Genomic DNA, 25333 nt, shown 5'->3' with positions numbered 1-25333 from the left:
ACATGGCGGTCAAGGCAGCGAAAGTCAGCGTTTACGCCTGGGAAGGCACCGACCGCAAAGGCAGTAAAGTCAGCGGCGAGTTGAGCGGACAGAACCCCGCACTGATCAAGGCGCAACTGCGCAAACAGGGGATAAACCCGGGCAAGGTGCGCAAGAAATCCGCCTCCCTGCTGACCTTGGGCAAACGCATCAAACCGCAGGACATCGCCCTGTTCACCCGGCAGATGGCGACCATGATGAAGGCCGGCGTGCCGCTGTTGCAGTCCTTCGACATCATCGGCGAAGGCTTCGAAAACCCGGCCATGCGCAAACTGGTCGACGAGGTCAAACAGGAGGTCGCGGCCGGTAACAGCTTCGCTACGGCCCTGCGCAAGAAACCGCAATACTTCGACGAGTTGTACTGCAATCTGGTCGACGCCGGCGAACAGTCTGGCGCCCTCGACACCTTGCTTGAACGGGTCGCGACCTATAAGGAAAAAAGCGAAGCGCTCAAGGCCAAGATCAAAAAAGCCATGACTTACCCTACTGCGGTGGTGCTGGTGGCGGCGGTGGTGACCGGCATTCTGCTGGTCAAAGTGGTGCCGCAGTTCCAGTCGGTATTCTCCGGGTTCGGCGCCGAACTGCCGGGCTTTACCCTGATGATCATCAGCCTGTCGGAGTTCATGCAGCAGTGGTGGTGGGCGATTCTTTTTGCGCTGGTGGCAGCGTTTTTCGGCACTCGCCACGCGTTGAAGACATCCCAGGCCCTGCGCGACCGTCGCGATGCCTGGCTGCTGAAGCTGCCGCTGGTGGGCACCTTGATGTACAAGTCCGCCGTCGCCCGCTTTGCCCGCACCCTGTCGACCACTTTCGCAGCCGGTGTGCCGCTGGTGGAAGCGCTGGATTCGGTCGCCGGCGCCACCGGCAATGTGGTGTTCAAGCGCGCGGTGCTGCGCGTGCGGCAAGACGTCTCGACCGGCATGCAACTGAATTTCTCCATGCGCAGCACCGGTGTGTTTCCCAACATGGCGGTGCAGATGACCGCCATCGGCGAGGAATCGGGCGCGCTGGATGACATGCTCGACAAGGTCGCCGGTTTTTATGAAGCGGAAGTCGATAACATGGTCGACAACCTCACCAGCCTGATGGAGCCGTTCATCATGGTGGTGCTGGGGGTCATCGTCGGTGGACTGGTGGTGGCCATGTACCTGCCGATCTTCCAGCTTGGCTCAGCGATCTGACATGCCTATCGACGAACTGTTTGCCGTGTATCCGCTGGCCTTTGTGGTCAGCGCGCTGCTGCTCGGGCTGGTGGTCGGCAGCTTCCTCAACGTAGTGGTCTGGCGCCTGCCGAAGATGCTCGAGCGCGACTGGCGCCAGCAGGCCCATGATGTGCTCGGCCTGCCCACTGAAACGCCTGTGCCGACCTACAACCTGATGCTGCCGCACTCCGCGTGCCCGCATTGCGGACACCGGATCCGCCCTTGGGAAAACATTCCGCTGCTCAGTTATCTGTGGCTGCGCGGGCGATGCTCAGGCTGCTCGGCGCCGATCAGCAAACGTTACCCGCTGACCGAACTGGCCTGCGGCGTCCTCTCGGCATTCATTGCCTGGCATCTCGGCTTCGGTTGGCCGGCAGGTCTGCTGATCTTGCTGACATGGGGCTTGCTGGCGATGAGTCTGATCGACTGCGAACATCAGCTGCTGCCCGATGTGCTGGTGCTGCCGCTGCTGTGGCTGGGGCTGATCGTCAACAGCTTCGGCGTGTTCGTGGCGTTGCCCGATGCGTTGTGGGGCGCGGTCGCGGGTTATCTGGCGCTGTGGTCGGTGTTCTGGCTGTTCAAACTGCTCACCGGCAAGGACGGTATCGGCCATGGCGATTTCAAGCTGTTGGCCTTGCTCGGCGCATGGGGTGGCTGGCAGATTCTGCCGCTGACGATTCTTCTATCTTCCCTGGTGGGGGCGATATTGGGCGTTGTCATGCTGCGTCTGCGCGCCCAGGAAACCTCGACGCCGATCCCCTTCGGACCCTTTCTGGCAATTGCCGGCTGGATTGCCTTGCTCTGGGGTGGTCAAATAACCGACTTCTATTGGCAGTCTGTCGGTTTGAAATGAATACCCCTGTGGAAAAACCCTGGATTCTCGGCCTGACCGGCGGCATCGGCAGCGGCAAAAGTGCGGCGGCGCAGCACTTCATCGATCTCGGTGTGCATGTGGTGGATGCCGATCATGCGGCGCGCTGGGTAGTCGAACCGGGGCGTTCGGCGCTGGCGAAAATCGCCGAGCATTTCGGTTCCGGCGTGTTGCAGGCCGATGGCACGCTGGACCGCGCCGCCCTGCGCAAACTGATTTTTGAAGACCCTGAACAGCGGCGTTGGCTAGAGGCGCTGTTGCATCCCTTGATCGGCGAAGAAATCGCTCATCATCTGGCGCAGGCAAAATCGCCTTACGCGATTCTGGTTTCACCGTTGCTGATCGAGTCCGGGCAATACGCGATGACCCAGCGCATTCTGGTCATCGATGCGCCGCAACCACTGCAGATCGAACGCACCTTGCAGCGTGACCAGACCAGCGAAGCGCAGGTGCAGGCGATCCTCAAGGCGCAATCGAGCCGTGAAGACCGCGTGAGCCGTGCCGACGACGTGATCGTCAACGACCGCGACCTCGCCTGGCTGCACAGCGAGGTCGAGCGTCTGCATCACTTTTATCTGACTTTATCCGGAGGCCAAGCATGAGCCAGATTCCAACCGTTGAATGCCCAACCTGCGGCGCCCCCGTCGAATTCACCCCGGCGAACAAATTCCGTCCGTTTTGCTCCGATCGCTGCAAACTGATCGACCTCGGCGCCTGGGCCTCGGAAGAACACAAGATTCCGGTCGCCCCGGATGCCGAGGACGAGCTGTTTTCCGGCGATTTCGATCCGCGTCACTGATCGCTGATCAGGGCCGCATAAAGCCGTAGTCCTGACTGTCGTCGAGGTTCTCCGCGAGAAAGCGCAACTCGTCGGCCAGGTCTTCGGCATTGCGCACTGCCTTGCTTTGCTGCACCACGGCGCTGAGCAGGGCGCGCAAACTCAGGCCCGGGTCAAAGCCCACTTCCTGCGCCAGCTCCAGACTCTGCCGGGTTTCCTGCCGCGCCCATTCATAAACGCCCATGCCACTGCTCCTGAAGGAATTTGCGCGAGCATGAAATCTCTGCGGCATGGCCGGTTTGATGTGGATCAAGACTTCGGATCGTCGTCCTTCCACGGCGCCGAAAGGTAACGGGTGCGGTTGAAGGTCTCCAGCCACTCCGGGCAGAACACCACCAATGCACTGACGACCATGCCGTTGATAAAAGCCTCGGGAAACAGCAGCAACCACAGGTAGCCGACGAAATCTTCCAGCCATTCCGGCATGGCGAAGAGGCCGTCGTACCACAGCAGCGTCAGGCTGAGGATCAGGCACAACAGGCCGGACAACGCGGCGGCGAAGAAACCGGAACAGAAGATGTAAACGAACGGATTTCGTGGCTGCGCACGCTCGACCAGAATCGCCACGCATTCGGTGATCAGCACTGGCAGCAGAATCAGCAACGCGCCATTGACGCCGACCGCTGCGAGATCCTGTCGCCCCAACAACACCAGGCCAATCTGCGCAACCAGCCCGCCGACAATCGCCAGCGGCCAATCGAGCAGCAGCGTGACCGCGGTCATGCCGATGAAGTGATACGACACGCCGGTGTCGAAATCCCTGCGCACCAGCCACAGCAGAAACAGCGCGAACACCGTGCCGAACAGCAAGTGCTGCCGACGACTGTCGCTGAACAGCTCGACCCATGGCGCACGCATGATCGCCCAGAGCAGCGCCGGCAGATAAATCAGCCAGCCGAGTGTCAGGCTTGCCGTTGAAAGCAGTTCGGCACCGATCATGATTCCCTCACCTGCTACTCGACACGCTTTTTGTAGGAGCTGCCGAAGGCTGCGATCTTTTGATCTTGTTTATAAAAGCAAAAGATCGCAGCCTTCGGCAGCTCCTACAAGGGCGCAATCGCGCGACGTTTATGTCTGAGCCGATGCAAAGCTATCTGCTTGTCGCATTTGGACGCTAAGCTTGGGCTTATGGATGATTCAGATTATTTACGCCTGCTGACCATCGCGGCCGAGCAAGCCAACGCGTTCCTGTCCAATGCCCGCAAATGGGAGCGTGAGCGTTGGGTCTGCCAGCGCCTGCTGCAAGGTCTGAACATCCCCTACCGCGCCGACGAGTTCGCCCCGGCCGGTGAGCCGCCGGACGTGTTGTTCCGCGATGCCAATTTCGAAGTTTTTTTCGTCCTCGATGAAGGCCGCCGTCTCAATGATGAATGGCGCGACGAGTTGCAGCGTCGGCGCAGTGCGTTTTCCCTGAGCCAACTGGTGCGCCGCGAAGCCAAGCCCAAACGCATCCCGGCCAATGAATTTCTCCTGCGCCTGGCGCCAACCCTGCGCAAGAAGGCGCACAACTACAAGGAACGCGGCATGGATCTGGGTGAACTGGACATCATCGCCTTCGCCAGCCTCAAGCGCGAAGTGCTCGACCTCAACAGTCATTTCCCGCCACCGACCGAATATCTGCGTCAGGGCTGGCGCTCGCTGTCGCTGGTCGGCCCGACATTCGCCAGGGTGCTGTTTGCTCATCCCGACGCGCCGGACTTTCTGCGCAGCAACCTCGGCCGCAGCATTGTGTTCGACGTGGGTATCAGCCTGTGACGCCGCTGCAGCAGTTGATCGCTGAGGTTCCGCAAACCGGTCGTGTGCGCTGGATCGGTGTGCGTCCAGAATCCCGTGGGCCGATGCTTGAGCTGGACGCGGTCGAGGCGCGGCTGGAAGCCGGGCTCACCGGCGACCACGCCCGCCCGGGCGTTCGCAATGCGCGACAGGTGACGCTGATTCAGTGGGAGCACTTGGCGGTGATCAATGCATTGATGGGCCGTCCCGATGACGAGCCGGTCCGGCCTGAAGATCTGCGGCGCAATCTCGTTATAAGCGGAATCAATTTGTTTAGCCTGAAGGGGCGGCGCTTTCGCATCGGGCAAGCGATACTCGAAACCACTGGCTGGTGTCAGCCCTGCGCACGTTTGCAGAACAATCTCGGCCCGGGCACTTTCCAGGCCGTGCGCGGGCATGGCGGGATCACCGCGCGGGTGTTACAAAGCGGCATCATTCGCCTCGACGATAGCGTGTGCGTCGAACCGGTCCCGGACAGCGGCTACGCTGCGTTCAATCCGGGCTGAAAACCGCTGTAGCCTGTGCTCATTCAGTAACGTCTACCTGACGAGGCAAATATGACCAGCCGCCTGAACCCCGAAGACCAAAAGCATGTCGAAGAGTACCTGCAATTGTCCCAACACCGTGTCGAGCGCCGGCCTTTCCGGCCGTGGATGCTCCTGGTGCTGGTGCTGGCAGTGACCATTGGTCTGGGCCTGTTGAGCCGATTTATCAGTTACCTGACGTTATGAGCTGCCTTGCGCTCCCTCGGGTAACCGCACCGATTTCCTTTAAAAACCTTGCGAGTTATCCCTATGTCCCATCGTATTGTCATTGTCGGCGGCGGCGCCGGCGGTCTGGAGTTGGCTACCCGTCTGGGTAAGACTCTGGGCAAGCGCGGCACGGCCAGCGTGATGCTGGTCGACGCGAACCTGACCCACATCTGGAAACCGCTGCTGCACGAAGTGGCCGCCGGTTCCCTGAACTCCTCCGAAGACGAACTCAATTATGTCGCCCAGGCGAAATGGAACCACTTCGAGTTCCAGCTCGGGCGCATGAGCGGTCTCGATCGCGCACAGAAGAAAATCCAGCTGGCGGCAACCTATGACGAAAACGGCGTCGAACTGGTGCCGGCGCGTGAAGTGGCTTATGACTCGCTGGTGATCAGCGTCGGCAGCACCACCAACGATTTCGGCACCCAGGGCGCGGCGCAGCATTGCCTGTTTCTTGATACGCGCAAACAGGCCGAGCGCTTCCATCAGCAATTGCTCAACCATTATCTGCGCGCCCACGCCGGGCAGACCGATGTGGTCGAGCAAATCAGCGTGGCCATCGTCGGCGCTGGCGCCACCGGCGTCGAATTGGCGGCAGAACTGCACAACGCCGCCCATGAATTGGCCGCGTACGGTCTGGACCGGATCAAACCGGAAAACATGCACATCACGCTGATCGAAGCCGGCCCACGGGTGCTGCCTGCCCTGCCGGAGCGCATCAGCGGGCCGGTGCACAAGACGCTGGAAAAGCTCGGGGTCAATGTGATGACCAACGCAGCAGTCAGCGAAGTGACTGCCGACAGCCTGATCACCGCCGATGGCAACGAGATCAAGGCCAGCCTGAAAGTCTGGGCTGCCGGCATCCGCGCACCGGGTTTCCTCAAGGACATTGACGGTCTGGAAACCAATCGCATCAATCAGCTGCAAGTGCTGCCGACTCTGCAAACCACTCGCGACGAAAACATTTTTGCCTTCGGTGACTGCGCGGCCTGTCCGCAACCGGGCACCGATCGCAACGTGCCGCCACGGGCACAAGCGGCGCATCAACAGGCGTCGCTGCTGGCCAAGTCGCTGAAACTGCGCATCGAAGGCAAGTCCCTGCCGGAGTACAAATACACCGACTACGGCTCGCTGATTTCGCTGTCGCGTTTTTCAGCTGTGGGTAACTTGATGGGTAACCTGACCGGCAGCGTGATGCTCGAAGGCTGGCTGGCGCGGATGTTCTATGTGTCGCTGTACCGTATGCACCAGATGGCGCTGTACGGGCCGTTCCGCACGGCGATGCTGATGCTGGGCAGCAAGATTGGTCGTGGCACCGAACCGCGTCTGAAACTGCACTAGGGCCAACATCTGTGGGAGCTGGCTTGCCAGCGATGGCGCCGGGTCAGTTGATATTTCTGTCGCCTGACCCACCGCTATCGCGGGCAAGCCCGGCTCCCACAGGTTTTCGTGCTGCTCGAAGATCCGGCGCATTCGCGAGCAGCCTCGCTCCCACCTTTGATCTTTATTCCAAGCCCCGCATCGCGCGGGGCTTTTTATTGGCTGTCGATCAGAGCTGAAAGCGTCGCACCATGCCCTGTAGCGCATTGGCCAGTTGCGACAGCTCATGGCTCGACGCGCTTGTCTGATCAGCACCCGCAGCCGAACGCACCGACAGGTCGCGAATGTTCACCAGATTGCGATCCACTTCCCGCGCCACTTGCGCCTGCTCCTCGGCGGCGCTGGCGATCACGAGGTTGCGCTCGTGAATCTCGTGCACCGACGCCGTGATCGTCACCAACGCCTCACCTGCCCGCTCTGCGAGAACCAGCGTACTCGCCGCACGAGATGCGCTGGCCTGCATTGACTCCAGCGCCTGGCTCGAACCGCTGCGCATGCCTTGCACCATCTGTTCGATTTCCTGCGTCGATTGCTGGGTGCGATACGCCAGCGCGCGCACCTCATCGGCTACCACCGCAAAACCTCGACCGCTTTCGCCCGCACGTGCTGCCTCGATGGCAGCGTTGAGCGCCAGCAGATTGGTCTGCTCAGCGATTGCGCGAATCACGTCCAGAACCTTGCCGATGTCTTGCGATTGATTGGCCAGCGACTGCACCAGTTCGCCGGTGTTCTGTACATCACTGGCCAGGGCGTTGATCGCACTGGCGGTTTCGCTGACGCGCTCCTGGCCCAATTGCGCCGATTGACTGGACTGGCGCGTGGCATCGGACGTCGACACCGCGTTGCGCGCGACCTCCTCCACCGCAGCGGTCATCTCGTTGACCGCAGTGGCAGCTTGTTCGATTTCGTTGTTCTGCTCTTGCAGGCCTTGGGTGCTGTCGACGGTGACGGCGCTCAGTTCGTCAGCGGCGGTGGCCAGTTGTGTGGCTGAGCCGCTGATACCTTGCAGCGTCTCGCGCAGGTTCTGTTGCATCGTCGCCAAGGCCTTGAGCAAGCGGCTGACTTCGTCGTTGCCATGGGTTTCGATCGGCCGCGTGAGATCGCCCTTGGCGACACTTTCTGCGGCATCCACGGCGCTGCTCAGCGGGCGCACGATACTGCGCGTAAGCAACATCGCCAGCGCCACCGTGGCCAGCGCTGCCAGACCAATGAACAGGCTGACGATGGTCCGCGAGGTTTCATAATGCGCGGCGGACTTCTCGCTTTCGGCGGCGACCTGGCGGGCGAACAGATCGGCGAGATCGTTGAGTTGCTTGCCGGAGCCGTCGACCACGGTCTTCATGTCAACCAGCAACAATTTGGTCAACTCGTCACGCTTGCCTTGCTCGGCGAGGGTGAATGACTGGGCGATGCCGGTGCGATAGGCGGCGAAGGTTTTCTTGAACTGGTCATACAGCTGCTGACCTTCGGCAGTGTCGACCAGTTTGTCGTAGGCGGCGATCTTCTCGCTCAGTTCCTTGTCGCGGGTGTCCATCTGGCCGCGATAGGTGGCGATATTGGCCGGATCCTGATCGAGCGCCATGCGCAGGGAGATGGTACGGATGCGCAACATCAGTTCGCGGATCTCGTCGCCGCCACGGATGCTCGGCAACCAGCGGTTCTCCACCGCCACCTCGCTGTCGCGAATGCTCGACATCTGCCCCAGCGCAAACACGCCGAGCAAGGCCACCAACACCGCGATCAGGGCAAATCCCAGGGCAGCCCGGGGAGCAATATTCAACTGACGAAGCAACATGACAAACGCCCTTATTCTTGTAGTGGCCAGGTTCAAGGGGCGAAGCGTTGGCAGTCCCCTCGTGTTAGCGGGCTATCGGCAGGTTGTATGACGACTTGAAGGGATTCGCCTTTCGGCAGGCAAAAAAATCCCCGCATCTTTCGATACGAGGATTTTCAATATGGTCGGGGTAAGGGGATTCGAACTCCTGACATCCTGCTCCCAAAGCAGGCGCGCTACCGGACTGCGCTATACCCCGGTAAAAAAAGGCGACCTTTCAAAGATCGCCTTCTTCGATCAGCGCTTTTGGCCTCTGATCTTAAGATTCGATCCCAGCGCAAACTGGTTTCAAAAATGGTGGGTCGTGTGGGATTCGAACCTACGACCAATTGGTTAAAAGCCAACTGCTCTACCAACTGAGCTAACGACCCAAATATGGTCGGGGTAAGGGGATTCGAACTCCTGACATCCTGCTCCCAAAGCAGGCGCGCTACCGGACTGCGCTATACCCCGGTTTGAAATTGGCTCCGTGACCAGGACTCGAACCTGGGACCCAATGATTAACAGTCATTTGCTCTACCGACTGAGCTATCACGGAACTACACATTTCAATTTACAACGGTGAAGCTTTGTTGCATCTCGCCACCCGTTCGCATCGCTGCGTTCGTGTGTCTGAGGCGCGCTATTCTACAACCTAGAACACCTCTGTCAACCCCCTAAATTGCTTTCAAGTTAATGATTTGCAACTTATTTCAGATTCCAACCCGGTGGGTTGAAACGCTGCCGGTGACTGACTGCGGGGCGCACTTTACAAGCCTTTTCCTTTGAGTTCAACAGCCTGGCGAAAAAAGGCCTCGCAATGCGAGGCCTTCCCGGTTTCATTGCCGCTGAGGCTTAGCCGAAAACGATTTCGTCGTTCTCGACCTTGCCGGTGGCGGTGTCGCCCGGCATGAAATGACCCGACAGGATCAACTGCGCCAGCGGGTTTTCGATCCAGCGCTGGATCGCCCGTTTCAAAGGACGTGCGCCATACACCGGGTCGTAACCGACGGCGATCAGCTTGTCCATCGCTTCCGGGCTCAGCTCCAGCTTCAGCTCGCGCTCGGCCAGGCGGCTGCGCAGGCGGCCCAACTGGATCTCGGTGATGCCGGCGATCTGATCCCGCGCCAGCGGCTCGAAGATCACCACTTCGTCAACCCGGTTGATGAACTCAGGACGGAAGTGCGAGGTCAGCGCGTCCATCACCGCAGCGCGCTGCGCCTCGCGATCACCGACCAGCTCCTGGATCTGCATCGACCCGAGGTTGGAGGTCATCACGATCACCGTGTTGCGGAAGTCCACCGTACGCCCGTGACTGTCGGTCAGACGGCCATCCTCAAGCACTTGAAGGAGGATGTTGAACACATCCGGGTGCGCCTTCTCGACTTCGTCCATCAGGATCACCGAATACGGCTTGCGACGCACCGCTTCGGTCAGGTAGCCGCCCTCTTCATAGCCGACGTAGCCCGGTGGCGCACCAATCAGACGAGCCACGGAGTGTTTCTCCATGAACTCGGACATGTCGATCCGCACCATCGCCTCTTCGGTATCGAAAAGGAATTCGGCCAAAGCCTTGCACAGCTCGGTTTTACCGACACCGGTCGGGCCGAGGAACATGAACGAGCCGCTCGGACGATTCGGGTCGGACAGTCCGGCGCGGGAACGCCGTACGGCGTTGGCCACAGCCACAACCGCTTCTTCCTGACCGATTACCCGTTTGTGCAACAGGCTCTCCATTTTCATCAGCTTGTCGCGCTCGCCTTCGAGCATTTTCGACACCGGGATGCCTGTCCACTTCGACACGACTTCGGCAATCTCTTCTTCAGTCACCTTGCTGCGCAGCAACTGGTTCTCGCTCTTGCCGTGCTGGTCGACCATTTGCAGGCTGCGTTCCAGATCGGGGATCACCCCGTATTGCAACTCGGCCATGCGATTCAGGTCGCCTTTACGGCGCGCGGCTTCCAGTTCCTGGCGCGACTGTTCGATCTTCTGCTGAATCTGCGCAGAACCCTGCACCTCGGCTTTCTCCGAGTTCCAGATTTCCTCCAGATCGGAATACTCACGTTCATGACGCTCGATTTCTTCCTGGAGTTTTTCCAGGCGTTTCTTCGCCGCGTCGTCGCTTTCTTTCTTCAGCGCCTGGGATTCCACCTTCAGCTGAATCAGGCGCCGCTCCAGACGATCGAGTACTTCCGGTTTGGAGTCGATCTCCATGCGGATACGGCTGGCTGCCTCGTCGATCAGGTCGATGGCCTTGTCCGGCAGCTGTCGATCCGTGATGTAGCGATGGCTGAGCTTGGCCGCAGCGATGATCGCGCCGTCGGTGATCGCCACTTTGTGGTGGACCTCGTAACGCTCCTTGAGGCCACGCAGAATGGCAATGGTGTCTTCTTCGCTCGGCTCGTCCACCAGGACTTTCTGGAAACGCCGCTCGAGCGCCGCATCCTTCTCTATATATTGGCGGTACTCGTTGAGCGTGGTCGCGCCGACGCAGTGCAACTCGCCGCGAGCCAGCGCAGGCTTGAGCATGTTGCCGGCGTCCATCGAGCCTTCGCCCTTACCAGCGCCGACCATGGTGTGCAGTTCGTCGATGAACAGAATGATCTGCCCTTCCTGCTTCGACAGTTCGTTGAGCAACGATTTCAGGCGCTCTTCGAACTCGCCGCGATACTTGGCACCGGCAATCAACGCGCCCATGTCCAGCGACAGCAGGCGTTTGCCTTTGAGGCCGTCCGGCACTTCGCCGTTGATGATGCGCTGCGCCAGCCCCTCGGCGATCGCGGTTTTACCCACGCCAGGTTCACCGATCAGCACCGGGTTGTTCTTGGTGCGGCGTTGCAGAACCTGAATGGTGCGACGGATTTCGTCGTCGCGGCCGATCACCGGATCAAGCTTGCCTTCTTCGGCGCGTTTGGTCAGGTCGACTGTGTACTTGTCCAGCGCCTGCCGCGACTCTTCGTGGTTGGCGTCATTTACCGCTTCGCCACCACGCAGGTTGTTGATCGCGTTTTCCAGGGCTTTCTTGCTCACGCCTTGGCCGAGCAGCAACTTGCCGAGCTTGCTGTTCTCGTCCATCGCGGCGAGCAGCACCAGTTCGCTGGAAATGAACTGGTCGCCCTTCTGCTGAGCGAGACGGTCAGCCTGATTGAGCAGACGCGCCAGATCCTGCGACATGTTGACGTCGCCGGTCGGGTTCTGGATTTTCGGTAGTTGATCGAGCTCTTTGGTCAGCTCTTTACGCAAGCTGTTGACGTCGAAGCCTACTTGCATCAGCAACGGCTTGATCGAACCGCCCTGCTGTTCAAGCATGGCCTGCATCAAGTGCGCCGGCTCGATGGCCGGATGATCGTGGCCAACCGCCAACGACTGGGCGTCGGACAGGGCCAACTGTAATTTGCTGGTTAAACGGTCAATACGCATGGGTCACCTTCCTTTTGAGCAGGCCGGACCTAAGAAACCATCCTGAATAAAGAAACCTGCCAGATACCACTGTAGATGCGGTCGATTCTGGGAGATTCAAGCGTCGGAGAGTTGATGCAGATCAGAGAGTTTAGCGGGTGAGCCAAACAAGGGAGGCGAAACGACCGGTGCGCGACGCACGGCGATAGGAGAAGAAGCGCGGATCGGTCACGGTGCAGAAACCGCCACCATAAACAGCCGTGACACCCCGTTCAGCCAGACGCAGGCGCGCCAGCAGATAGATATCAGCCATGAACTTGCCGGCATTGTTGCTCGGTACGAACGCTTCTGCTGCTTCAGGCAGTTGATTGATGAAGACTTCCCGTACTTCCGGACCGACTTCAAAGGCTTTGGGGCCAATGGCCGGGCCGAGCCAGACCAGTACCTCGTCAGCAGGAACATCGAGGCTGTCGAGAGTTGCCTCAAGCACGCCCGCCGCCAGACCACGCCAACCGGCATGAGCGGCCGCGACACGCGTGCCGGCACGATCGCAGAACAATGCCGGCAAACAGTCTGCCGTCATCGCCGCGCAGGCAATACCCGGCGTTGCCGTCCAACTGGCATCTGCAGTCGCAACGATGCCCGGATCAGCATGCGCAACGGTGATCCCGTGCACTTGCTGCAACCAGGCAGGCTGTATGGAGAAGTGTTCGGTCAGACGCCGACGGTTCTCGGCAACGTCCTGCGGACGATCATCGACATGATCGCCCAGATTCAGGCTGTCGAACGGCGCCTCGCTGACACCACCCTCGCGGGTGGTGACACAGGCCCTGACGCTGGCCGGCGCAGGCCAGTCCGGCGTCAGCCAGTTCATCCGACGAAGGCCTCGCGATCCTGCTTGAGCAGGGTCAGCAGCCAGACGAAATCTTCCGGCAGCGGCGATTCCCAGCTCATGCGCTCACCGCTCGTCGGGTGATCGAGTTCAAGGAAACGCGCGTGCAGCGCCTGACGCGGGAAGTGCTTGAGCGATTCCACCATGGTCGGGTTGGCCGCAGGCGGAATGCGGAAACGCCCGCCATACGCAGGATCGCCGACCAATGGGAAGTTGATGTGCGCCATGTGCACGCGGATCTGGTGGGTCCGACCGGTTTCCAGTTTCACCCGCACGTGGGTGTGCGAACGGAAACGCTCGAGCACGCGGTAATGGCTGACGGCAGGCTTGCCGCCTTCCATCACTGCCATGCGCTGGCGTTGCTGGCCGTGACGACCGATCGGCGCATTGATCTTGCCGCCGGCGGTGACGACGCCGATCACGATGCACTCGTAGATACGGCTGACGCTGCGGCTCTGCAATTGTGCGACCAGCTTGGTCTGCGCCTGAATGGTCTTGGCCACCACCATCAGACCGGTGGTGTCCTTGTCCAGACGATGCACGATACCGGCGCGCGGGACATTGATGATGTCCGGCACATGGTGCAACAAAGCGTTGAGCAGGGTGCCATCGGCGTGACCGGCGGCCGGGTGCACCACCAGGCCCGCAGGCTTGTTGATCACCAGGATGTCGTCGTCTTCATAGACGATGTCGAGCTCGATGTCCTGGGCGATCCACTCGCCCTGGGCTTCCTGCTCGGCAGTCAGCTCAAGGACGGCACCGCCATGCACAATGTCGCGCGGGCGGATCACCGCCCCGTCCACAGTCAGGCGACCTTCTTTGATCCAGGCGGAAAGGCGCGAGCGTGAGTGCTCAGCGAAGAGTTGGGCGGCGACTTGATCGAGGCGTTGGCCGCCCAATTCGGACGGCACCTCTGCGCGAAGTTCAATTTTATCGGACATGCTCGGACTGGGCGTCGGCACAGCCTTTGGTTTCGGCTGCGCGCTTGTGGTTAAATACGGCGTCTTTTGCCCCGAGGCTTTTCAACGGGGCGCTCATCATAACAGGACGGCCCCGCCCAAGACAGCGGCCGTCATAGGGACGCAAGCCGCCATGCAAGTGAAACACCTGCTGCTGATCGCCATCCTCGCATTGACCGCTGCTTGCTCATCGAAGGAAGTCGTAGACGAAAACCTCAGCGAAGCCGAGCTGTATCAGCAGGCTCAGACTGACCTGGACAACAACAGCTACACCAGCGCCACAGCCAAGCTGAAGGCTCTGGAGTCGCGTTATCCGTTCGGTCGCTACGCCGATCAGGCTCAGCTGGAGTTGATCTACGCCAACTACAAGAACGCCGAGCCGGAAGCTGCAAAGTCTGCCGCCGAGCGATTCATTCGTTTGCATCCGCAGCATCCGAACGTGGATTACGCGTACTACCTCAAGGGTCTGACTTCGTTCGACCAGGACGTCGGCCTGCTGGCGCGCTTCCTGCCGCTGGACATGACCAAGCGTGACCCGGGCGCCGCCCGCGACTCGTACAACGAGTTCGCGCAGCTGACCAGCCGCTACCCGAACAGCCGCTACGCGCCGGACGCCAAGCAGCGCATGATCTATCTGCGCAACCTGTTGGCCGCCTACGAAATCCACGTCGCTGACTACTACCTGACCCGTCAGGCTTATGTAGCCGCTGCCAACCGTGGCAAGTACGTCGTGGAAAACTTCCAGGAAACCCCATCGGTCGGCGACGGCCTGGCGGTGATGACCGAAGCCTACCAGCGTCTGCACCTCGACGATCTGGCGGCCACCAGCCTGGAAACCCTGAAGCTCAACTACCCGGATCACCCGAGCCTGGAAGATGGCCAGTTCGTGCCACGCGTAGCCGAAGCTGACAACCGTTCGTTCCTGAGCAAAGCGACTTTGGGCCTGATCGAATCGCGTCCACCGCTGCCGCCGGGCGAAACCCGCGCCAACCAGGACGTGCAGAAGCAGTTCCAGGACGCGAAAGATGCGATCCCGAACGAGCTCAAGCCTAAAGACGAAAACGGCGACGTGATCGAAGAGCCAGAGCCGGAATCCAGCGACACCGATCGCTCGTGGTTCAGCTACATGACCTTCGGCGTGTTCGACTGACCACACCGGCTGTACGAAAAAGGGAGATCTGCGGATCTCCCTTTTTTATTGCCGCGCTTTAATAGGCTGTGCGCTGATCGGGTCCTTGGCTAAACTGCCGGATCATCAGTCGAAAAGCCGCTCATCATGCTTCGTTTATTGTTCTGGATTGCCCTGATCTTCGCCGCCATCTGGCTCTGGCGCAAATTCAAGGCCCCCGCCTCGTCCACCCGATCGCCGCGCGAACAGGACCCGCCGCCGATGGTGCGTTGCGCCCACTGCGGCGTGCACCTGCCGCGCGACCGCGCGCTGGGCAACCAGCAACTGTGGTATTGCAGCCAGGCTCATCTCGAGCAAGGCCCGGGCGCCAGTGGTCGCTGAGGCCGTCAACGCCGACCAGAAACAGGCGCAGCGCCTGCTGCGCCTTTATCACCTGTACCGTTTAAGTGTCGGCATCACTCTGGTGTTGCTGATCTCCAGCAACATGGACAACCGCCTGCTGACGTCGGCCAACGACGATCTGCTGCGCGGTGGCAGCTGGCTGTACCTGATCATCAATATGCTGTTGGTGGTGTTCCTCGAAAACACCCGGCGCCCGGCGCAGTTGTTCACCCTGGCCCTCGTCGACGTGCTGCTGTTGTGCGGCCTGTTCTACGCGGCCGGCGGCGTGGCCAGTGCGCTGGGCAATCTGCTGGTGGTCTCGGTGGCAATCAGCAACACCCTGCTGCGCCGACGCATCGGCCTGCTGATTGCCGCCATCGCGGCGATCGGCATTGTCGGCCTGAGTTTTCTGCTGGGGCTCAGCCGCCCCTTGAGCGCCAACGCGTACCTGCAAGCCGGCACCCTCGGCGCGCTGTGCTTCGCCGCCTCACTGCTGGTGCAAGGGCTGATCCGCCGCCTCGAAGTCAGCGAGACCCTGGCCGAACAGCGCGCCAGCGAAGTGGTCAGCCTAGAGGCGCTGAACGCGTTGATCCTACAACGCATGCGCACGGGGATTCTGGTGCTCGACGAACAACGCCGGGTGCAACTGGCCAATCACAGTGCGCAGAGTCTGCTCGGCCATAGTCACCTGCAAGGTCATTTGATCGACGAATATTCGCCAGCACTCGTCGAGCGCCTGCAACTGTGGCGCAACAACCCGACCTTGCGCCCGCAGAGCCTGAAAATCCCCGGCAATGGCCTTGAGCTGCAACCCAGCTTCATCGCTCTCGAGCAGAGTCCGAACCAGCAGACACTGGTGTTTCTCGAAGACCTGGCGCAAATCACCCAACAAGCCCAGCAACTCAAGCTCGCTGCGCTCGGGCGTTTGACCGCCGGCATCTCCCATGAAATTCGCAATCCACTGGGCGCGATCAGTCATGCCGCGCAGCTGTTGGCCGAGTCCGAGGAACTCGATAGCGCAGATCGACGTCTGACGCAGATTATTCAAGACCACTCCCAGCGCATGAACCGAGTCATCGAAAACGTCCTGCAACTGTCCCGCCGCCAGCAAAGCGCGCCGCAACGGCTGGACCTCAAGCCGTGGCTGGAAGACTTCGTCGGCGAAACCCGCGAGCAGGCCAACGAACGCCAGCACATTCATCTGCGAATCAATTCCGGCGATTTCACCACGCTGATGGACCCCAACCAGCTGCGGCAGATTCTCGACAATCTGATCCGCAACGCCTGGCGTCACAGTGCCCAACTGCACGAGCAGGCCGAAGTATGGCTGGCACTGTTCGTCGACCCCGACAGCCAATTGGCAGTGCTCGAAGTGCAGGACAACGGCCCCGGCGTGTCGGCCGATGAACAGGCGCATCTGTTTGAGCCGTTCTTCACTACGAGCAGCCAGGGCACCGGTCTTGGCCTTTATCTGTCCCGTGAGCTGTGCGAAAGCAACCAGGCACGCCTAGACTTCAAATCACGCCAAGGCGGCGGCTGCTTTTGCATCACTTTTGCTCACGGACGGAAACAAAGTTGAATACAAGCCCACGGCAAAAATTCTAATCGTCGACGACGAACCGGATATCCGCGAGCTCCTGGAAATCACCCTGGGACGGATGAAACTCGAGACCTTCAGCGCACGCAATCTGGGCGAGGCTCAGGCGCTGTTGCAGCGCGAGCACTTTGACCTGTGCCTGACCGACATGCGCCTGCCCGACGGCACCGGGCTGGAGCTGGTGCAACACATTCAGCAACGCGATCCACACCTGCCGGTGGCGATGATCACTGCGTACGGAAGCCTGGAAACGGCCATCAATGCATTGAAGGCCGGGGCGTTCGATTTCCTCACCAAACCGGTGGAGCTGCCGCGATTGCGCGAACTGGTCAGCTCGGCGCTGCGCCTGCCGACAGCGGGCGGCCTGAGCACGGCAATCGAGCGACGGTTGCTGGGTGACTCGCAGCCGATGGCCAATCTGCGCAAGCAGATCGACAAGCTCGCGCGCAGCCAGGCGCCGGTATACATCAGCGGCGAATCCGGCAGCGGCAAAGAACTGGTCGCGCGTCTGATTCACGAACAAGGCCCGCGCGCCAGCCAGCCGTTTGTGCCGGTGAACTGCGGGGCAATTCCGTCGGAACTGATGGAAAGCGAATTTTTCGGCCACCGCAAAGGCAGCTTCACCGGTGCCGTCGAAGACAAGCCGGGGCTATTCCAGGCGGCCCATGGCGGCACTCTGTTTCTCGATGAAGTCGCCGACCTGCCACTGTCGATGCAAGTGAAGCTGCTGCGGGCGATTCAGGAAAAAGCCGTGCGCAGCGTCGGCGGCCAGCAGGAAACGGTGGTCGACGTGCGTATCCTTTGCGCCACGCACAAAGACCTTGAAGCCGAAGTTTCGGCCGAACGCTTCCGCCAGGATCTGTATTACCGGCTCAACGTCATCGAACTGCGCGTGCCGTCCCTGCGCGAACGCCGCGACGACATCGAGGCGCTTGCCATGCACGTGCTCAAGCGCCTGGCCAAAGACACCGGACAACCCGAAGCGCGCCTGCACCCGCAAGCGCTGGAGGCGCTGAAGAACTATCGCTTTCCCGGCAACGTGCGCGAACTGGAGAATGTTCTCGAACGCGCGCACACCCTGTGTGAAAACCGCACGATCGAAGCGCAGGATCTGCGTTTGAGCGAAGGCAATTGCACGGCGGACGGGGCGATGGCCGATCTGACGCAGGTCGACAATCTTGAGGATTATCTGGAGAGCGTCGAGAGGAAGCTGATTTTGCAGGCGCTGGAGGAAACCCGCTGGAACCGCACGGCAGCGGCGCAGCGGTTGAGTCTGTCGTTCAGGTCGATGCGTTATCGGCTGAAGAAATTGGGACTGGATTGAAGGCCCCTTCGCGAGCAGGCTCGCTCCCACATTTGGAATGAGTATTCCTGTGGGAGCGAGCCTGCTCGCGAAGGCGGTCTACCAGCCTCTGACTAGATCCGGCCCTCAGGCGCATACGGCGCCGGATCAATAATCGGCGCCCGCCCCAACATCACATCGGCAAACAACTGACACGATGCCGGCGCCAGCACCAGCCCGTTGCGGTAATGCCCGCAGTTCAGCCACAACCCCTCGAACCCCGGCACCCGGCCAATAAAGGGAAGCCCTTCCGGCGACCCCGGCCGCAGCCCGGCCCAGTGCCCGACCACCTCGGCATCCGCCAACGCCGGCAGCAATTCGATTGCCGAGGCCTTGAGGCTTTGCAGCGCTACATCGGTCGGGGTCTTGTCGTAACCTTCGTGCTCCAGCGTGCTGCCGATCAGAATGTGACCATCGCGACGCGGGATCGCATAACGCCCCTTGGCCAGCACCATGCTCGGCAGGAAATCAGCCGCGCACTTGTAGAGAATCATCTGGCCTTTGACCGGTTCGACCGGCAGCGTCAGGTTCAGCGTCTTGAGCAGATCACCGCTCCACGCCCCCGCCGTCAGCACAAACTCGTCGCCGCTCATCACCCCAGTGGAGGTTTGCACGCCAACCACGCGCTCGCCCTCGCGGACGAAACCACTGACTTCGCATTGCTCGTGAATCGTCACGTTCGGCAGCGCCAGCAGCGCGGCTTTCAGCGATTTGACCAGCCGTGGATTGCGCACGTTGGCGACATCGGCCATGTAGATCGCTCGGCTGAAACCGCTGCCGAGCACCGGCACCGCGTCATGTGCCGCCGAGATATCCACTGCCCGCAGCGGCCGATTTTCCCGCGCGGCCCAGGCCAGGGCTGCGGCTTCATCGTCCAGATCCAGCCAATACAGACCAGTGGTGTGCACTTCAGGATCAACCCCAGTGTCAGCAAACAAGCGCTCGCCGAGCTGTGGATAAAAATCCTGCGACCAATGCGCCAGCGCGGTGACTGCCGGACTGTAGCGCCACGGGTATAACGGCGAGACGATGCCGCCGCCAGCCCAGGACGATTCCTGGCCGACATTCGAGCGATCCAGCAGCACCACGCTGCGCACTTCGGAGGCGAGATTGTAGGCAGTGAGCAGGCCAATCACCCCGCCGCCGACAATCACCACTTGCTGTTGCCTGGTCATGTTTGATCCAACCGTAAAAAAGACAGTGGGCGCAAAAGGCGCCCGAAAAAGAATGCGTCAGCGGCCCCAGCAATCCTTGGCGGTCACTCCGGTGGTCGCGTTGTTCATGCTTCGCACGCCGGTGTTGGTCAGGGTGAAATCCCCGCATTTGTCGGTGGCCATGGCCGAGCCGGTTTTACGAATCGCGGTGAGCACAAAGGTCTGGTCGGTCAGCGTCGGGGTGATGGTATAGAAATCATTGCCCGTGCTCAGTCCGGTGACGCCGGTGTAGACATTGTTGCGGGTGTAGAAGCGTTCGAGGGTCTGCGCCTGCTCCGAGAGCAGCGAGACCACTTCGGCGCGACGGCCCTTCTTCACGTATTCGTTGTAGCTGGGAATGCTGATGGTGAGGATGATCCCGATAATCGCGATGACGATCATGATCTCGATCAGGGTAAAACCTCGGCTGGATCTGCGCATGCCTCAAATTCTCGCTTACTGGATTTGTCGCCACATGATACGACGGCTGCCGCCGCCACCTTTTTCCACAACGGTGGTGATGACGCCACTGGTCTCGGTCACGACCTTTCCCGTACCACCGGCGGAAATAACGTTAAGGGTCGGAATGCCACCGGTGAATACCACGCCACTTGATATCGTGTCAGCGCCATCGACCAAACGGTCACCGGTGGTGTCGATCACGGCGTAGTTGAGCATCTTACCGTTGAACGCATCGAGTTCGACCAGTCGGCCCGTACCAAAACTCGAACAAGGGTCGGTGGTATCGACGCTGGCAGTGGTGAAAACAACTCGTCCCAACACAATACTGGCCTGATTGATCACGCGCTCGCCGGTCAGCACGTTGTTGTACACCAGCGGCAGATACCAGCCTTTCTCTGCCGGATACGTCGTTTCATTCTGGCTGGTGGTCAGAAACTGCCCGGAACTGCCGGAGAACGAGCCGGTAATCGCCTGCGCTTGCAAACTGCTAACGGTGATTTGGCCGGCCCCACCCTCTGCATCCCAGATTGAATAGAACGCCTGCAGATCCTTGTTGGTCTTGTCGGCAGTCTCGTTGAACTTGCCGGTGCCAAAGAACACTTGCTTGCCGCCCTGTGGGTTGTCCGCCAGCAGCGGTTGCGCAGTGATCGGCTGCGTTGCCCCACCCGGGGCTGTAAACAAAGGCTTGCCGGCAAACGCCACGCCCCAGTTTTCTGCCCCGGGTGCGCTCAAGTCGAATTTCCACATACGCCCCTTCAGGTCACCAGCGTAGGCAGCCTGCACCACGTTCGAAGAATTGACCCTGAGTTTTACCGAAGATAGACCGTTGCTGGTTTCCGTGCTGTCGATGACGATTTTCCTGATCAGCGAACCATCCAGCGCATCAAGCACATACAACGCTGCAACCCCCGAATTGCTGCCGTAACCATTGGCGATGAATGTCGCCCAGCGACCATTGGCCAAGCGTGCGACTTCCGGACGGGCGTAGGCGTAACCCAGATCATTGAAAGCATTCGCCGTGTTGGCCGTAGCCGGCGCACTGACTTCCCACAGTGCCTTGATCACGTTGCCTGCCGAGGCATCGAACAGTTGCAGTCCGTAGAAGGTTTTACCACCGGCCCCCGTTCCGCCAATGGCCAGCGTTCTCCAGGTGGTGCCGGCCTGCGCATCGAACACGCCGACCTGACCGTCCACGAGAAACTTGTGGCTGACGCCGTTGACGTAATTGGTATCCGCAATCAGCCGCAACGAAGGCAGCACGCTGGAGGGCATGTAGGCATAACGGCGGGTGCCGTTCGTCGAATTGATCACATTGACGAAACCGTCGTTGGCGTTCACTACCAGACTGGTGTTCATGTTCGCAGCCTTGGTCGTCAGGTAGTTGGTGTAACTGCTGTCACCCGTCAGATCGGATGCGGTCTTGTCTGAAGGCGACGCGAGCACCAGCGGCGAATTGATGATGTCGCCCAGCAGCGCAGTGCGCACTTTGAGCCCGGCCTTGTTGGTCCCCTTGCTCCACTCCACCAGATCATTGCCGTTGATTCCGGCGGGCAACCCCTGATTTAGCGTAGTCTGCTGCGCCGGGGAAAAGTTGAGGAGTGCCAAGGCAATGGGCGTGTTGCTCAAGGTGTTCCATGACTGGAAATTCGGCGCTGTGGCAGAGGGCACGATGGTGGTGTCGGTCGACCATTGCGCCGCCGAGGTATTTACCGTGCCGGTCGAGGTAAAGCCGAACGACCTGATCGTGCCGCGCCAATCCTTGGGATCGTAGGTTGTCTGGTAAAAACTGCTGCCACTGGTCAACGTACTGCTGCTGGCAACACCGGCACCACCGGAGCCGGCCTTGGAAGTGATATCGCTCAATGCCGACGATAACGCCGCATTGAGCCCGGAGCTGTCGGTCGCCTGGTAATACCTGCCCTGCCCATAACTGGCGGCGTCGGACAACATGTCGTTATCCGCCGCGAAACCCACGGTGTAGGTGTTCATGTTCTGCCTGGGAAAATCCACCGCGTTCCAGCTCTTGCCTGCTGCGTCAGTACCGGTCGAACGCATGTCGATGTCGAAGGCGAATTTGGCGATGTCATCCAGATAAAGCGTGTCGCCTTCACCGTCACCGTTGAGGTTGTCGCCATCGTTATTCACGCCATCCCAGTTCGGTAGCCGGCTGCCTCCCAGCGGATCGTTGGTCGGGAAGGTACGGTCATAGGTTGGCAAGCCATCGGTAATCACCACGCCGTAGTTTTTCTGGCAGCGGTATTGAATCGGACTGGTATAGCTCGCCGGCGTGCCGTTGTAGTAAGGCGCCAACCCACGCATGTAGCGCGTGACTTCGTAATAGCTCTCGGCCAATGGCGTGTTGGCCACGGCGTTCAAGCCGTTGATCGATGAGATCAGCGCGTTGTAGTTGGTGTCTGCCTGGGCCTGGGTGACGCTGCCCGCGACGGGTGACAAATCGGTGATTGAGCGAGCGATGAAACCGCCGTTGCCCGGGTTGCTGCTGGTCGCCGGATTGAATGTCGACAGGCCCATGCGCAAAGTGCGGTTGCTGCTCACCAGTGCGGTGGAAACGTTGCGCGCCACGTTCATCCGGTAATCGTTGGGAATCGCCCCCGTAGTGAAGTCGCGGGTGCCGGTGCTGTTGGCGAGGCTGACTATGTAGGAAATGTAATCGGCGGAATACCGAGTGTTCTCGTTGCCTACCGGGTCTGGGAGCTTGAGGCACAACGGCGCCACGCTGTTGTTGTAGAACGCATAGGCGCCTCCCGAGCACCCGGAAGTCGGCAGGCTCGATAGAAACACCGTGTCGCCGGTAATCTGCGGCGCGTTGAGTGCAGAGCACAAGCCGAGGAAGGCATTGCACTGCCGGGCGGGAGTGCGGTTGACGTTCGGGTCGAATCCGGCGGCGTAGATGATGCTGTTCATACTGCCGGAGTCGTCGATCAGCAGCATCACGTTTGGCGCCACCGCAGCCGCGCTCAGCAATGGCGAATCGGAAGGCGTGAAAGCCCAGGCCGGTGCCGCCAGGTAGCAACTCAGCAGCATGCCGATCAGCAGCGACAGGCCGCGCTCAATACTTCGCATAGACACTCTCCACCACGCTACGCGAATTGCCGGCGATGCCGACCGCAGTGACTCGATACAACGTCGCCGAAGTGTTACTTGGTACGTTCACCGCCGTCAGGGTCGTGCCGATGTTCTGCACGCCATAAAAGCCATTACCGGCGGCGATCCAGGTCACCCCGGAGGTCGAATTGAAGCCGGCCGAGCTGACCACTGACGACTCCGCCGGCGGCAGACATTGGGTCGTGCCGCTGCACACCGCCAACGAGTAACTGTCCAGCTGCACCGCACTTTCGCCGATACGCAACGCCGCTTCCGCAGCCTGAAACGATTGATTGCGCAGGCTTACGCTGCCGGCCATTTTCTCTTGCAGGTTGGCGCTCTGCATCGAGGACAAACCGATCAATGTGAGCAACAGCAGAAACACCAGGCTCACCAACAGGACCATGCCGCGCTGGGCCTGACGTTGTTGCAAGGAAATCCTCATCGCCGCCCCCTCATGGCAAGCGGTTGCGCAATGCCGCAACCACGTTGAAGGTTTGATTGCGCACCCGATTGTTCGGGTCGGTGAGGGTCAGGCTCAGGCGCACGCTGCGGATGCGCGCCGGATCGCCGGGGTTGCTGCTGTACGTTGAAGCTGCGACGTCGGTCGCGGAGCTGGCCAGACCGAATGTGACGTTGAAGGCGCTGACGTTGTTCACCAGCACTTGCTGCGCCGGATTGCCGCTGCCGGTGCCCATGAGGATCTGGTTATTGCTGAAGCTGTAGATCAGGCGCCGGATCGGGAACGCGATCTGCCCCGTGGTCGGGCTGCGCAATCCGCTGTAGGCGACCGCGCTGTTGCGACAATCGGAAATCACCGTCCAGGTCGGCGTTCCCCCGCCGCTGCCGACATCGGCGGTGACCATGGTCAGCTTGAGACTGGCGTTATCCCAGTTGATCGGGATGAGTTGCGCGGTGTTGAAATCCCCTGCAGAACTGGAGTCGACGATGGTGCCGAGGCAGCCGAACATGCCGACCATACGGATTTCCTGAATCATTTTGCTGAGAACGAAGCGCGCATCTTCCTGCATCGCTGCGGCGCTGTTCTGACTGACGTAAGTGTTTTTTGCGGCGATGAAAATCTGTACCACACCAAGCACGACGATCAGCCCCAAAGCCAGAGCAATCAGCAACTCGATCAGACCGAAACCACGGTTGGAACGCGTCATGGTGTGGCCACCGGATCGACCGCCGCCCGGCTGCTCAGCACGAAACTGCGCTGGGCACTGGCAGCGTTCGCCGCGCGCGCATCGCTCCAGGTAATGGTGATGGTGTAGACCCGCTGGTTGAGGGTGATGCTGCCCGTCGCGGTCGGGCCGCCGAAGTTGGCGATGTTGGTGGTGAAATCGTAGAGATCCTGGTCCCGCGCATTACTGAGATTGCCCGAGGTCGGTGGCGTGACGGTGTAGTTGGCGCCGGAATTGGCGCGGATGCGATCCATCATGTCATAGGCGATGAAACTGGCCTGACTGGTCATCCGCGAACTGTCGGTGTACTTCAGCGCATTGAGCTGCACCGCCGCTGCGCCCAACAGCCCGACGGTCAGAATCAGCAACGCGACCAGCACTTCGATCAGCGTCATGCCCTCCTGTGCGTTTTTGCTCCCTGCCCTCATCCGCAATTTCCACCCAGTTGAATGCGTCCGTTCAAACACACGTTCAGCGTCCTGCTTTGCGTGCCCAGCGTGTAACCGATGACCACCGCCGTCGACGGTGCCGCCAGACCGCCGAGGTTGTTGAAATCCAGTGCGGTCACTCCTGAGGGTAGCGTCAGAGTCGCGCCACTGCTCATTGCTGGAACAACCCGCAACACATTGGCCGGATTGCCAGTACTGTCGTAGACCGCCAGTTCACCGGTCCAGACACTGCCGCCAGCGGTCGGACGCAGACGCGTGGTCACGCCGCGATTGATTGCCTCGAGGCGAGCGAAATTGATTGCCCGCTGCAAGTCGCCGACTTCGGTATCCGCCTTGCTGCTCTGGATCGTACGGGTAAAGGCCGGCACCGCCAGCGTGATCAGTATCAGGAACACCGCAATGGCGACCAGCAACTCGACCAGCGTGAAACCTTTTGTACGAAGATCCATCGGTGCCCTCCGTTGCCGTCGGCTATACCTGCTTTTACACGCTAGAACATTCGCTCGGCACGCGCCGACTGATTTGCCCTGCGCGGCGCACGGATTGCGCTGCTCATACCATTCCACGGAG

The 25333-nt window shown here is 60.4% G+C and carries 25 protein-coding genes and 4 tRNA genes; 12 read left to right on the top strand and 17 right to left on the bottom strand.

What is annotated here, in order from left to right; translation table 11 throughout:
• The first annotated feature begins 2 nt into the window (after nucleotides 1-2).
• From ACZZ0K_RS01460 to yacG, 4 genes are read left to right on the top strand one after another with little or no spacing between them, the layout of a single operon-like run.
• Complete coding sequence (locus ACZZ0K_RS01460; protein WP_095181835.1) at nucleotides 3-1220, top strand: type II secretion system F family protein; 1218 nt, start codon at nucleotides 3-5, stop codon at nucleotides 1218-1220.
• A gap of 1 nt (nucleotide 1221) precedes the next feature.
• Nucleotides 1222-2094: a prepilin peptidase gene (locus ACZZ0K_RS01455; protein WP_252878912.1), complete on the top strand. Its 873-nt coding sequence runs from the start codon at nucleotides 1222-1224 to the stop codon at nucleotides 2092-2094.
• Complete coding sequence (gene coaE / locus ACZZ0K_RS01450; RefSeq protein WP_236168694.1) at nucleotides 2091-2714, top strand: dephospho-CoA kinase; 624 nt, start codon at nucleotides 2091-2093, stop codon at nucleotides 2712-2714. Before ACZZ0K_RS01455 ends, coaE begins: the two co-directional genes overlap by 4 nt.
• The gene (yacG, locus tag ACZZ0K_RS01445) at nucleotides 2711-2911 is read left to right on the top strand and encodes a DNA gyrase inhibitor YacG (protein ID WP_016773149.1); all 201 of its coding nucleotides are present in this window, start codon (nucleotides 2711-2713) and stop codon (nucleotides 2909-2911) included. The genes coaE and yacG overlap by 4 nt, the downstream gene beginning before the upstream one ends.
• Nucleotides 2912-2918: 7 nt before the next feature.
• On the opposite strand, the gene ACZZ0K_RS01440 is transcribed toward yacG, so the two are convergent.
• Both ACZZ0K_RS01440 and ACZZ0K_RS01435 read right to left on the bottom strand, forming a co-directional pair.
• A complete protein-coding gene (locus ACZZ0K_RS01440; RefSeq protein WP_016773148.1) occupies nucleotides 2919-3134 on the bottom strand; it encodes a hypothetical protein in 216 nt (71 codons plus the stop codon).
• Nucleotides 3135-3199: 65 nt separating this feature from the next.
• Nucleotides 3200-3889, bottom strand: coding sequence for an energy-coupling factor ABC transporter permease (locus tag ACZZ0K_RS01435; protein WP_041477814.1), 690 nt, complete (start codon nucleotides 3887-3889; stop codon nucleotides 3200-3202).
• 189 nt (nucleotides 3890-4078) lie between these two features.
• On the opposite strand from ACZZ0K_RS01435, the gene ACZZ0K_RS01430 reads away from it, so the two are divergent.
• The 4 genes from ACZZ0K_RS01430 to ACZZ0K_RS01415 all read left to right on the top strand — a co-directional run bounded on the left by ACZZ0K_RS01430 (nucleotide 4079) and on the right by ACZZ0K_RS01415 (nucleotide 6816).
• Nucleotides 4079-4705, top strand: coding sequence for a DUF1780 domain-containing protein (locus tag ACZZ0K_RS01430; RefSeq protein ID WP_007909887.1), 627 nt, complete (start codon nucleotides 4079-4081; stop codon nucleotides 4703-4705).
• Nucleotides 4702-5229, top strand: a complete 528-nt coding sequence (locus ACZZ0K_RS01425; RefSeq protein ID WP_160768590.1) for an MOSC domain-containing protein — start codon at nucleotides 4702-4704, stop codon at nucleotides 5227-5229. The genes ACZZ0K_RS01430 and ACZZ0K_RS01425 overlap by 4 nt, the downstream gene beginning before the upstream one ends.
• Nucleotides 5230-5280: 51 nt before the next feature.
• Nucleotides 5281-5454 (top strand): DUF3094 domain-containing protein, encoded by a 174-nt coding sequence (locus tag ACZZ0K_RS01420; protein ID WP_007909875.1) that lies wholly within the window; start codon nucleotides 5281-5283, stop codon nucleotides 5452-5454.
• A gap of 63 nt (nucleotides 5455-5517) precedes the next feature.
• Nucleotides 5518-6816: an NAD(P)/FAD-dependent oxidoreductase gene (locus tag ACZZ0K_RS01415; protein ID WP_252873381.1), complete on the top strand. Its 1299-nt coding sequence runs from the start codon at nucleotides 5518-5520 to the stop codon at nucleotides 6814-6816.
• Between the two features lie 208 nt (nucleotides 6817-7024).
• Here the strand turns inward: ACZZ0K_RS01415 and ACZZ0K_RS01410 are convergent, their stop codons facing one another.
• The 8 genes from ACZZ0K_RS01410 to rluD form a co-directional block, all read right to left on the bottom strand.
• Nucleotides 7025-8650 (bottom strand): methyl-accepting chemotaxis protein, encoded by a 1626-nt coding sequence (locus ACZZ0K_RS01410; RefSeq protein WP_041477812.1) that lies wholly within the window; start codon nucleotides 8648-8650, stop codon nucleotides 7025-7027.
• Nucleotides 8651-8811: 161 nt separating this feature from the next.
• Nucleotides 8812-8888 (bottom strand) — tRNA-Pro (locus tag ACZZ0K_RS01405).
• 96 nt (nucleotides 8889-8984) lie between these two features.
• Nucleotides 8985-9060: transfer RNA gene (locus tag ACZZ0K_RS01400), tRNA-Lys, on the bottom strand.
• Between the two features lie 5 nt (nucleotides 9061-9065).
• Nucleotides 9066-9142: transfer RNA gene (locus ACZZ0K_RS01395), tRNA-Pro, on the bottom strand.
• A 9-nt stretch (nucleotides 9143-9151) separates the two neighbouring features.
• Nucleotides 9152-9227 (bottom strand) — tRNA-Asn (locus ACZZ0K_RS01390).
• Between the two features lie 296 nt (nucleotides 9228-9523).
• Nucleotides 9524-12088, bottom strand: coding sequence for an ATP-dependent chaperone ClpB (clpB, locus tag ACZZ0K_RS01385; protein WP_056790458.1), 2565 nt, complete (start codon nucleotides 12086-12088; stop codon nucleotides 9524-9526).
• Nucleotides 12089-12218: 130 nt separating this feature from the next.
• Nucleotides 12219-12941 carry a peptidoglycan editing factor PgeF gene (pgeF, locus tag ACZZ0K_RS01380; protein WP_150638502.1) on the bottom strand — a complete coding sequence of 241 codons (723 nt, stop codon included), beginning with the start codon at nucleotides 12939-12941 and terminating at the stop codon, nucleotides 12219-12221.
• Nucleotides 12938-13900 (bottom strand): 23S rRNA pseudouridine(1911/1915/1917) synthase RluD, encoded by a 963-nt coding sequence (rluD, locus tag ACZZ0K_RS01375; RefSeq protein ID WP_016773140.1) that lies wholly within the window; start codon nucleotides 13898-13900, stop codon nucleotides 12938-12940. The genes pgeF and rluD overlap by 4 nt, the downstream gene beginning before the upstream one ends.
• A 151-nt stretch (nucleotides 13901-14051) precedes the next feature.
• Between rluD and ACZZ0K_RS01370 the strand changes: the two genes are divergently transcribed.
• From ACZZ0K_RS01370 to ACZZ0K_RS01355, 4 genes are all read left to right on the top strand, one after another.
• Entirely contained in the window at nucleotides 14052-15068 is a 1017-nt protein-coding gene (locus ACZZ0K_RS01370; protein WP_056790462.1) for an outer membrane protein assembly factor BamD, read from the top strand.
• Between the two features lie 126 nt (nucleotides 15069-15194).
• On the top strand, nucleotides 15195-15428 hold the full coding sequence (locus ACZZ0K_RS01365; RefSeq protein ID WP_258707213.1) for a PP0621 family protein: 234 nt from the start codon (nucleotides 15195-15197) through the stop codon (nucleotides 15426-15428).
• Nucleotides 15418-17007 carry a sensor histidine kinase gene (locus tag ACZZ0K_RS01360; protein WP_150742245.1) on the top strand — a complete coding sequence of 530 codons (1590 nt, stop codon included), beginning with the start codon at nucleotides 15418-15420 and terminating at the stop codon, nucleotides 17005-17007. Before ACZZ0K_RS01365 ends, ACZZ0K_RS01360 begins: the two co-directional genes overlap by 11 nt.
• The gene (locus tag ACZZ0K_RS01355; protein ID WP_463558936.1) at nucleotides 16982-18349 is read left to right on the top strand and encodes a sigma-54-dependent transcriptional regulator; all 1368 of its coding nucleotides are present in this window, start codon (nucleotides 16982-16984) and stop codon (nucleotides 18347-18349) included. The genes ACZZ0K_RS01360 and ACZZ0K_RS01355 overlap by 26 nt, the downstream gene beginning before the upstream one ends.
• 92 nt (nucleotides 18350-18441) lie before the next feature.
• On the opposite strand, the gene thiO is transcribed toward ACZZ0K_RS01355, so the two are convergent.
• Genes thiO through ACZZ0K_RS01320 form a run of 7 tightly spaced genes read right to left on the bottom strand, consistent with a single transcriptional unit; the run spans nucleotide 18442 to nucleotide 25212 of the window.
• Nucleotides 18442-19542 carry a glycine oxidase ThiO gene (gene thiO, locus ACZZ0K_RS01350; RefSeq protein WP_252882702.1) on the bottom strand — a complete coding sequence of 367 codons (1101 nt, stop codon included), beginning with the start codon at nucleotides 19540-19542 and terminating at the stop codon, nucleotides 18442-18444.
• A 57-nt stretch (nucleotides 19543-19599) separates the two neighbouring features.
• The gene (locus tag ACZZ0K_RS01345) at nucleotides 19600-20001 is read right to left on the bottom strand and encodes a type IV pilin protein (protein WP_252868305.1); all 402 of its coding nucleotides are present in this window, start codon (nucleotides 19999-20001) and stop codon (nucleotides 19600-19602) included.
• 15 nt (nucleotides 20002-20016) lie between these two features.
• Nucleotides 20017-23106, bottom strand: a complete 3090-nt coding sequence (locus tag ACZZ0K_RS01340; RefSeq protein WP_258707214.1) for a pilus assembly protein — start codon at nucleotides 23104-23106, stop codon at nucleotides 20017-20019.
• Nucleotides 23093-23572 carry a pilus assembly PilX family protein gene (locus ACZZ0K_RS01335; protein WP_095181844.1) on the bottom strand — a complete coding sequence of 160 codons (480 nt, stop codon included), beginning with the start codon at nucleotides 23570-23572 and terminating at the stop codon, nucleotides 23093-23095. The genes ACZZ0K_RS01340 and ACZZ0K_RS01335 overlap by 14 nt, the downstream gene beginning before the upstream one ends.
• A 10-nt stretch (nucleotides 23573-23582) precedes the next feature.
• On the bottom strand, nucleotides 23583-24296 hold the full coding sequence (locus ACZZ0K_RS01330) for a PilW family protein (protein ID WP_041477801.1): 714 nt from the start codon (nucleotides 24294-24296) through the stop codon (nucleotides 23583-23585).
• On the bottom strand, nucleotides 24293-24742 hold the full coding sequence (gene pilV, locus ACZZ0K_RS01325) for a type IV pilus modification protein PilV (protein WP_071173641.1): 450 nt from the start codon (nucleotides 24740-24742) through the stop codon (nucleotides 24293-24295). Before pilV ends, ACZZ0K_RS01330 begins: the two co-directional genes overlap by 4 nt.
• Nucleotides 24739-25212, bottom strand: coding sequence for a GspH/FimT family pseudopilin (locus ACZZ0K_RS01320; RefSeq protein ID WP_041477800.1), 474 nt, complete (start codon nucleotides 25210-25212; stop codon nucleotides 24739-24741). Before ACZZ0K_RS01320 ends, pilV begins: the two co-directional genes overlap by 4 nt.
• Nucleotides 25213-25333: the final 121 nt, after the last annotated feature.

It is taken from the genome of Pseudomonas sp. AC255, from assembly GCF_979258175.1.
This window is presented reverse-complemented; position numbering and strand designations above follow the sequence as displayed.

Bases quoted from the DNA above. Each gene is read 5' to 3' on its own strand.
- ACZZ0K_RS01460 (WP_095181835.1), top strand. From the start codon at position 3: ATGGCGGTCAAGGCAGCGAAAGTCAGCGTTTACGCCTGGGAAGGCACC.
- ACZZ0K_RS01455 (WP_252878912.1), top strand. From the start codon at position 1,222: ATGCCTATCGACGAACTGTTTGCCGTGTATCCGCTGGCCTTTGTGGTC.
- coaE (WP_236168694.1), top strand. From the start codon at position 2,091: ATGAATACCCCTGTGGAAAAACCCTGGATTCTCGGCCTGACCGGCGGC.
- yacG (WP_016773149.1), top strand. From the start codon at position 2,711: ATGAGCCAGATTCCAACCGTTGAATGCCCAACCTGCGGCGCCCCCGTC.
- ACZZ0K_RS01440 (WP_016773148.1), bottom strand. From the start codon at position 3,134: ATGGGCGTTTATGAATGGGCGCGGCAGGAAACCCGGCAGAGTCTGGAG.
- ACZZ0K_RS01435 (WP_041477814.1), bottom strand. From the start codon at position 3,889: ATGATCGGTGCCGAACTGCTTTCAACGGCAAGCCTGACACTCGGCTGG.
- ACZZ0K_RS01430 (WP_007909887.1), top strand. From the start codon at position 4,079: ATGGATGATTCAGATTATTTACGCCTGCTGACCATCGCGGCCGAGCAA.
- ACZZ0K_RS01420 (WP_007909875.1), top strand. From the start codon at position 5,281: ATGACCAGCCGCCTGAACCCCGAAGACCAAAAGCATGTCGAAGAGTAC.
- ACZZ0K_RS01415 (WP_252873381.1), top strand. From the start codon at position 5,518: ATGTCCCATCGTATTGTCATTGTCGGCGGCGGCGCCGGCGGTCTGGAG.
- ACZZ0K_RS01410 (WP_041477812.1), bottom strand. From the start codon at position 8,650: ATGTTGCTTCGTCAGTTGAATATTGCTCCCCGGGCTGCCCTGGGATTT.
- clpB (WP_056790458.1), bottom strand. From the start codon at position 12,088: ATGCGTATTGACCGTTTAACCAGCAAATTACAGTTGGCCCTGTCCGAC.
- pgeF (WP_150638502.1), bottom strand. From the start codon at position 12,941: ATGAACTGGCTGACGCCGGACTGGCCTGCGCCGGCCAGCGTCAGGGCC.
- rluD (WP_016773140.1), bottom strand. From the start codon at position 13,900: ATGTCCGATAAAATTGAACTTCGCGCAGAGGTGCCGTCCGAATTGGGC.
- ACZZ0K_RS01370 (WP_056790462.1), top strand. From the start codon at position 14,052: ATGCAAGTGAAACACCTGCTGCTGATCGCCATCCTCGCATTGACCGCT.
- ACZZ0K_RS01365 (WP_258707213.1), top strand. From the start codon at position 15,195: ATGCTTCGTTTATTGTTCTGGATTGCCCTGATCTTCGCCGCCATCTGG.
- thiO (WP_252882702.1), bottom strand. From the start codon at position 19,542: ATGACCAGGCAACAGCAAGTGGTGATTGTCGGCGGCGGGGTGATTGGC.
- ACZZ0K_RS01345 (WP_252868305.1), bottom strand. From the start codon at position 20,001: ATGCGCAGATCCAGCCGAGGTTTTACCCTGATCGAGATCATGATCGTC.
- ACZZ0K_RS01340 (WP_258707214.1), bottom strand. From the start codon at position 23,106: ATGCGAAGTATTGAGCGCGGCCTGTCGCTGCTGATCGGCATGCTGCTG.
- ACZZ0K_RS01335 (WP_095181844.1), bottom strand. From the start codon at position 23,572: ATGAGGATTTCCTTGCAACAACGTCAGGCCCAGCGCGGCATGGTCCTG.
- ACZZ0K_RS01330 (WP_041477801.1), bottom strand. From the start codon at position 24,296: ATGACGCGTTCCAACCGTGGTTTCGGTCTGATCGAGTTGCTGATTGCT.
- pilV (WP_071173641.1), bottom strand. From the start codon at position 24,742: ATGAGGGCAGGGAGCAAAAACGCACAGGAGGGCATGACGCTGATCGAA.
- ACZZ0K_RS01320 (WP_041477800.1), bottom strand. From the start codon at position 25,212: ATGGATCTTCGTACAAAAGGTTTCACGCTGGTCGAGTTGCTGGTCGCC.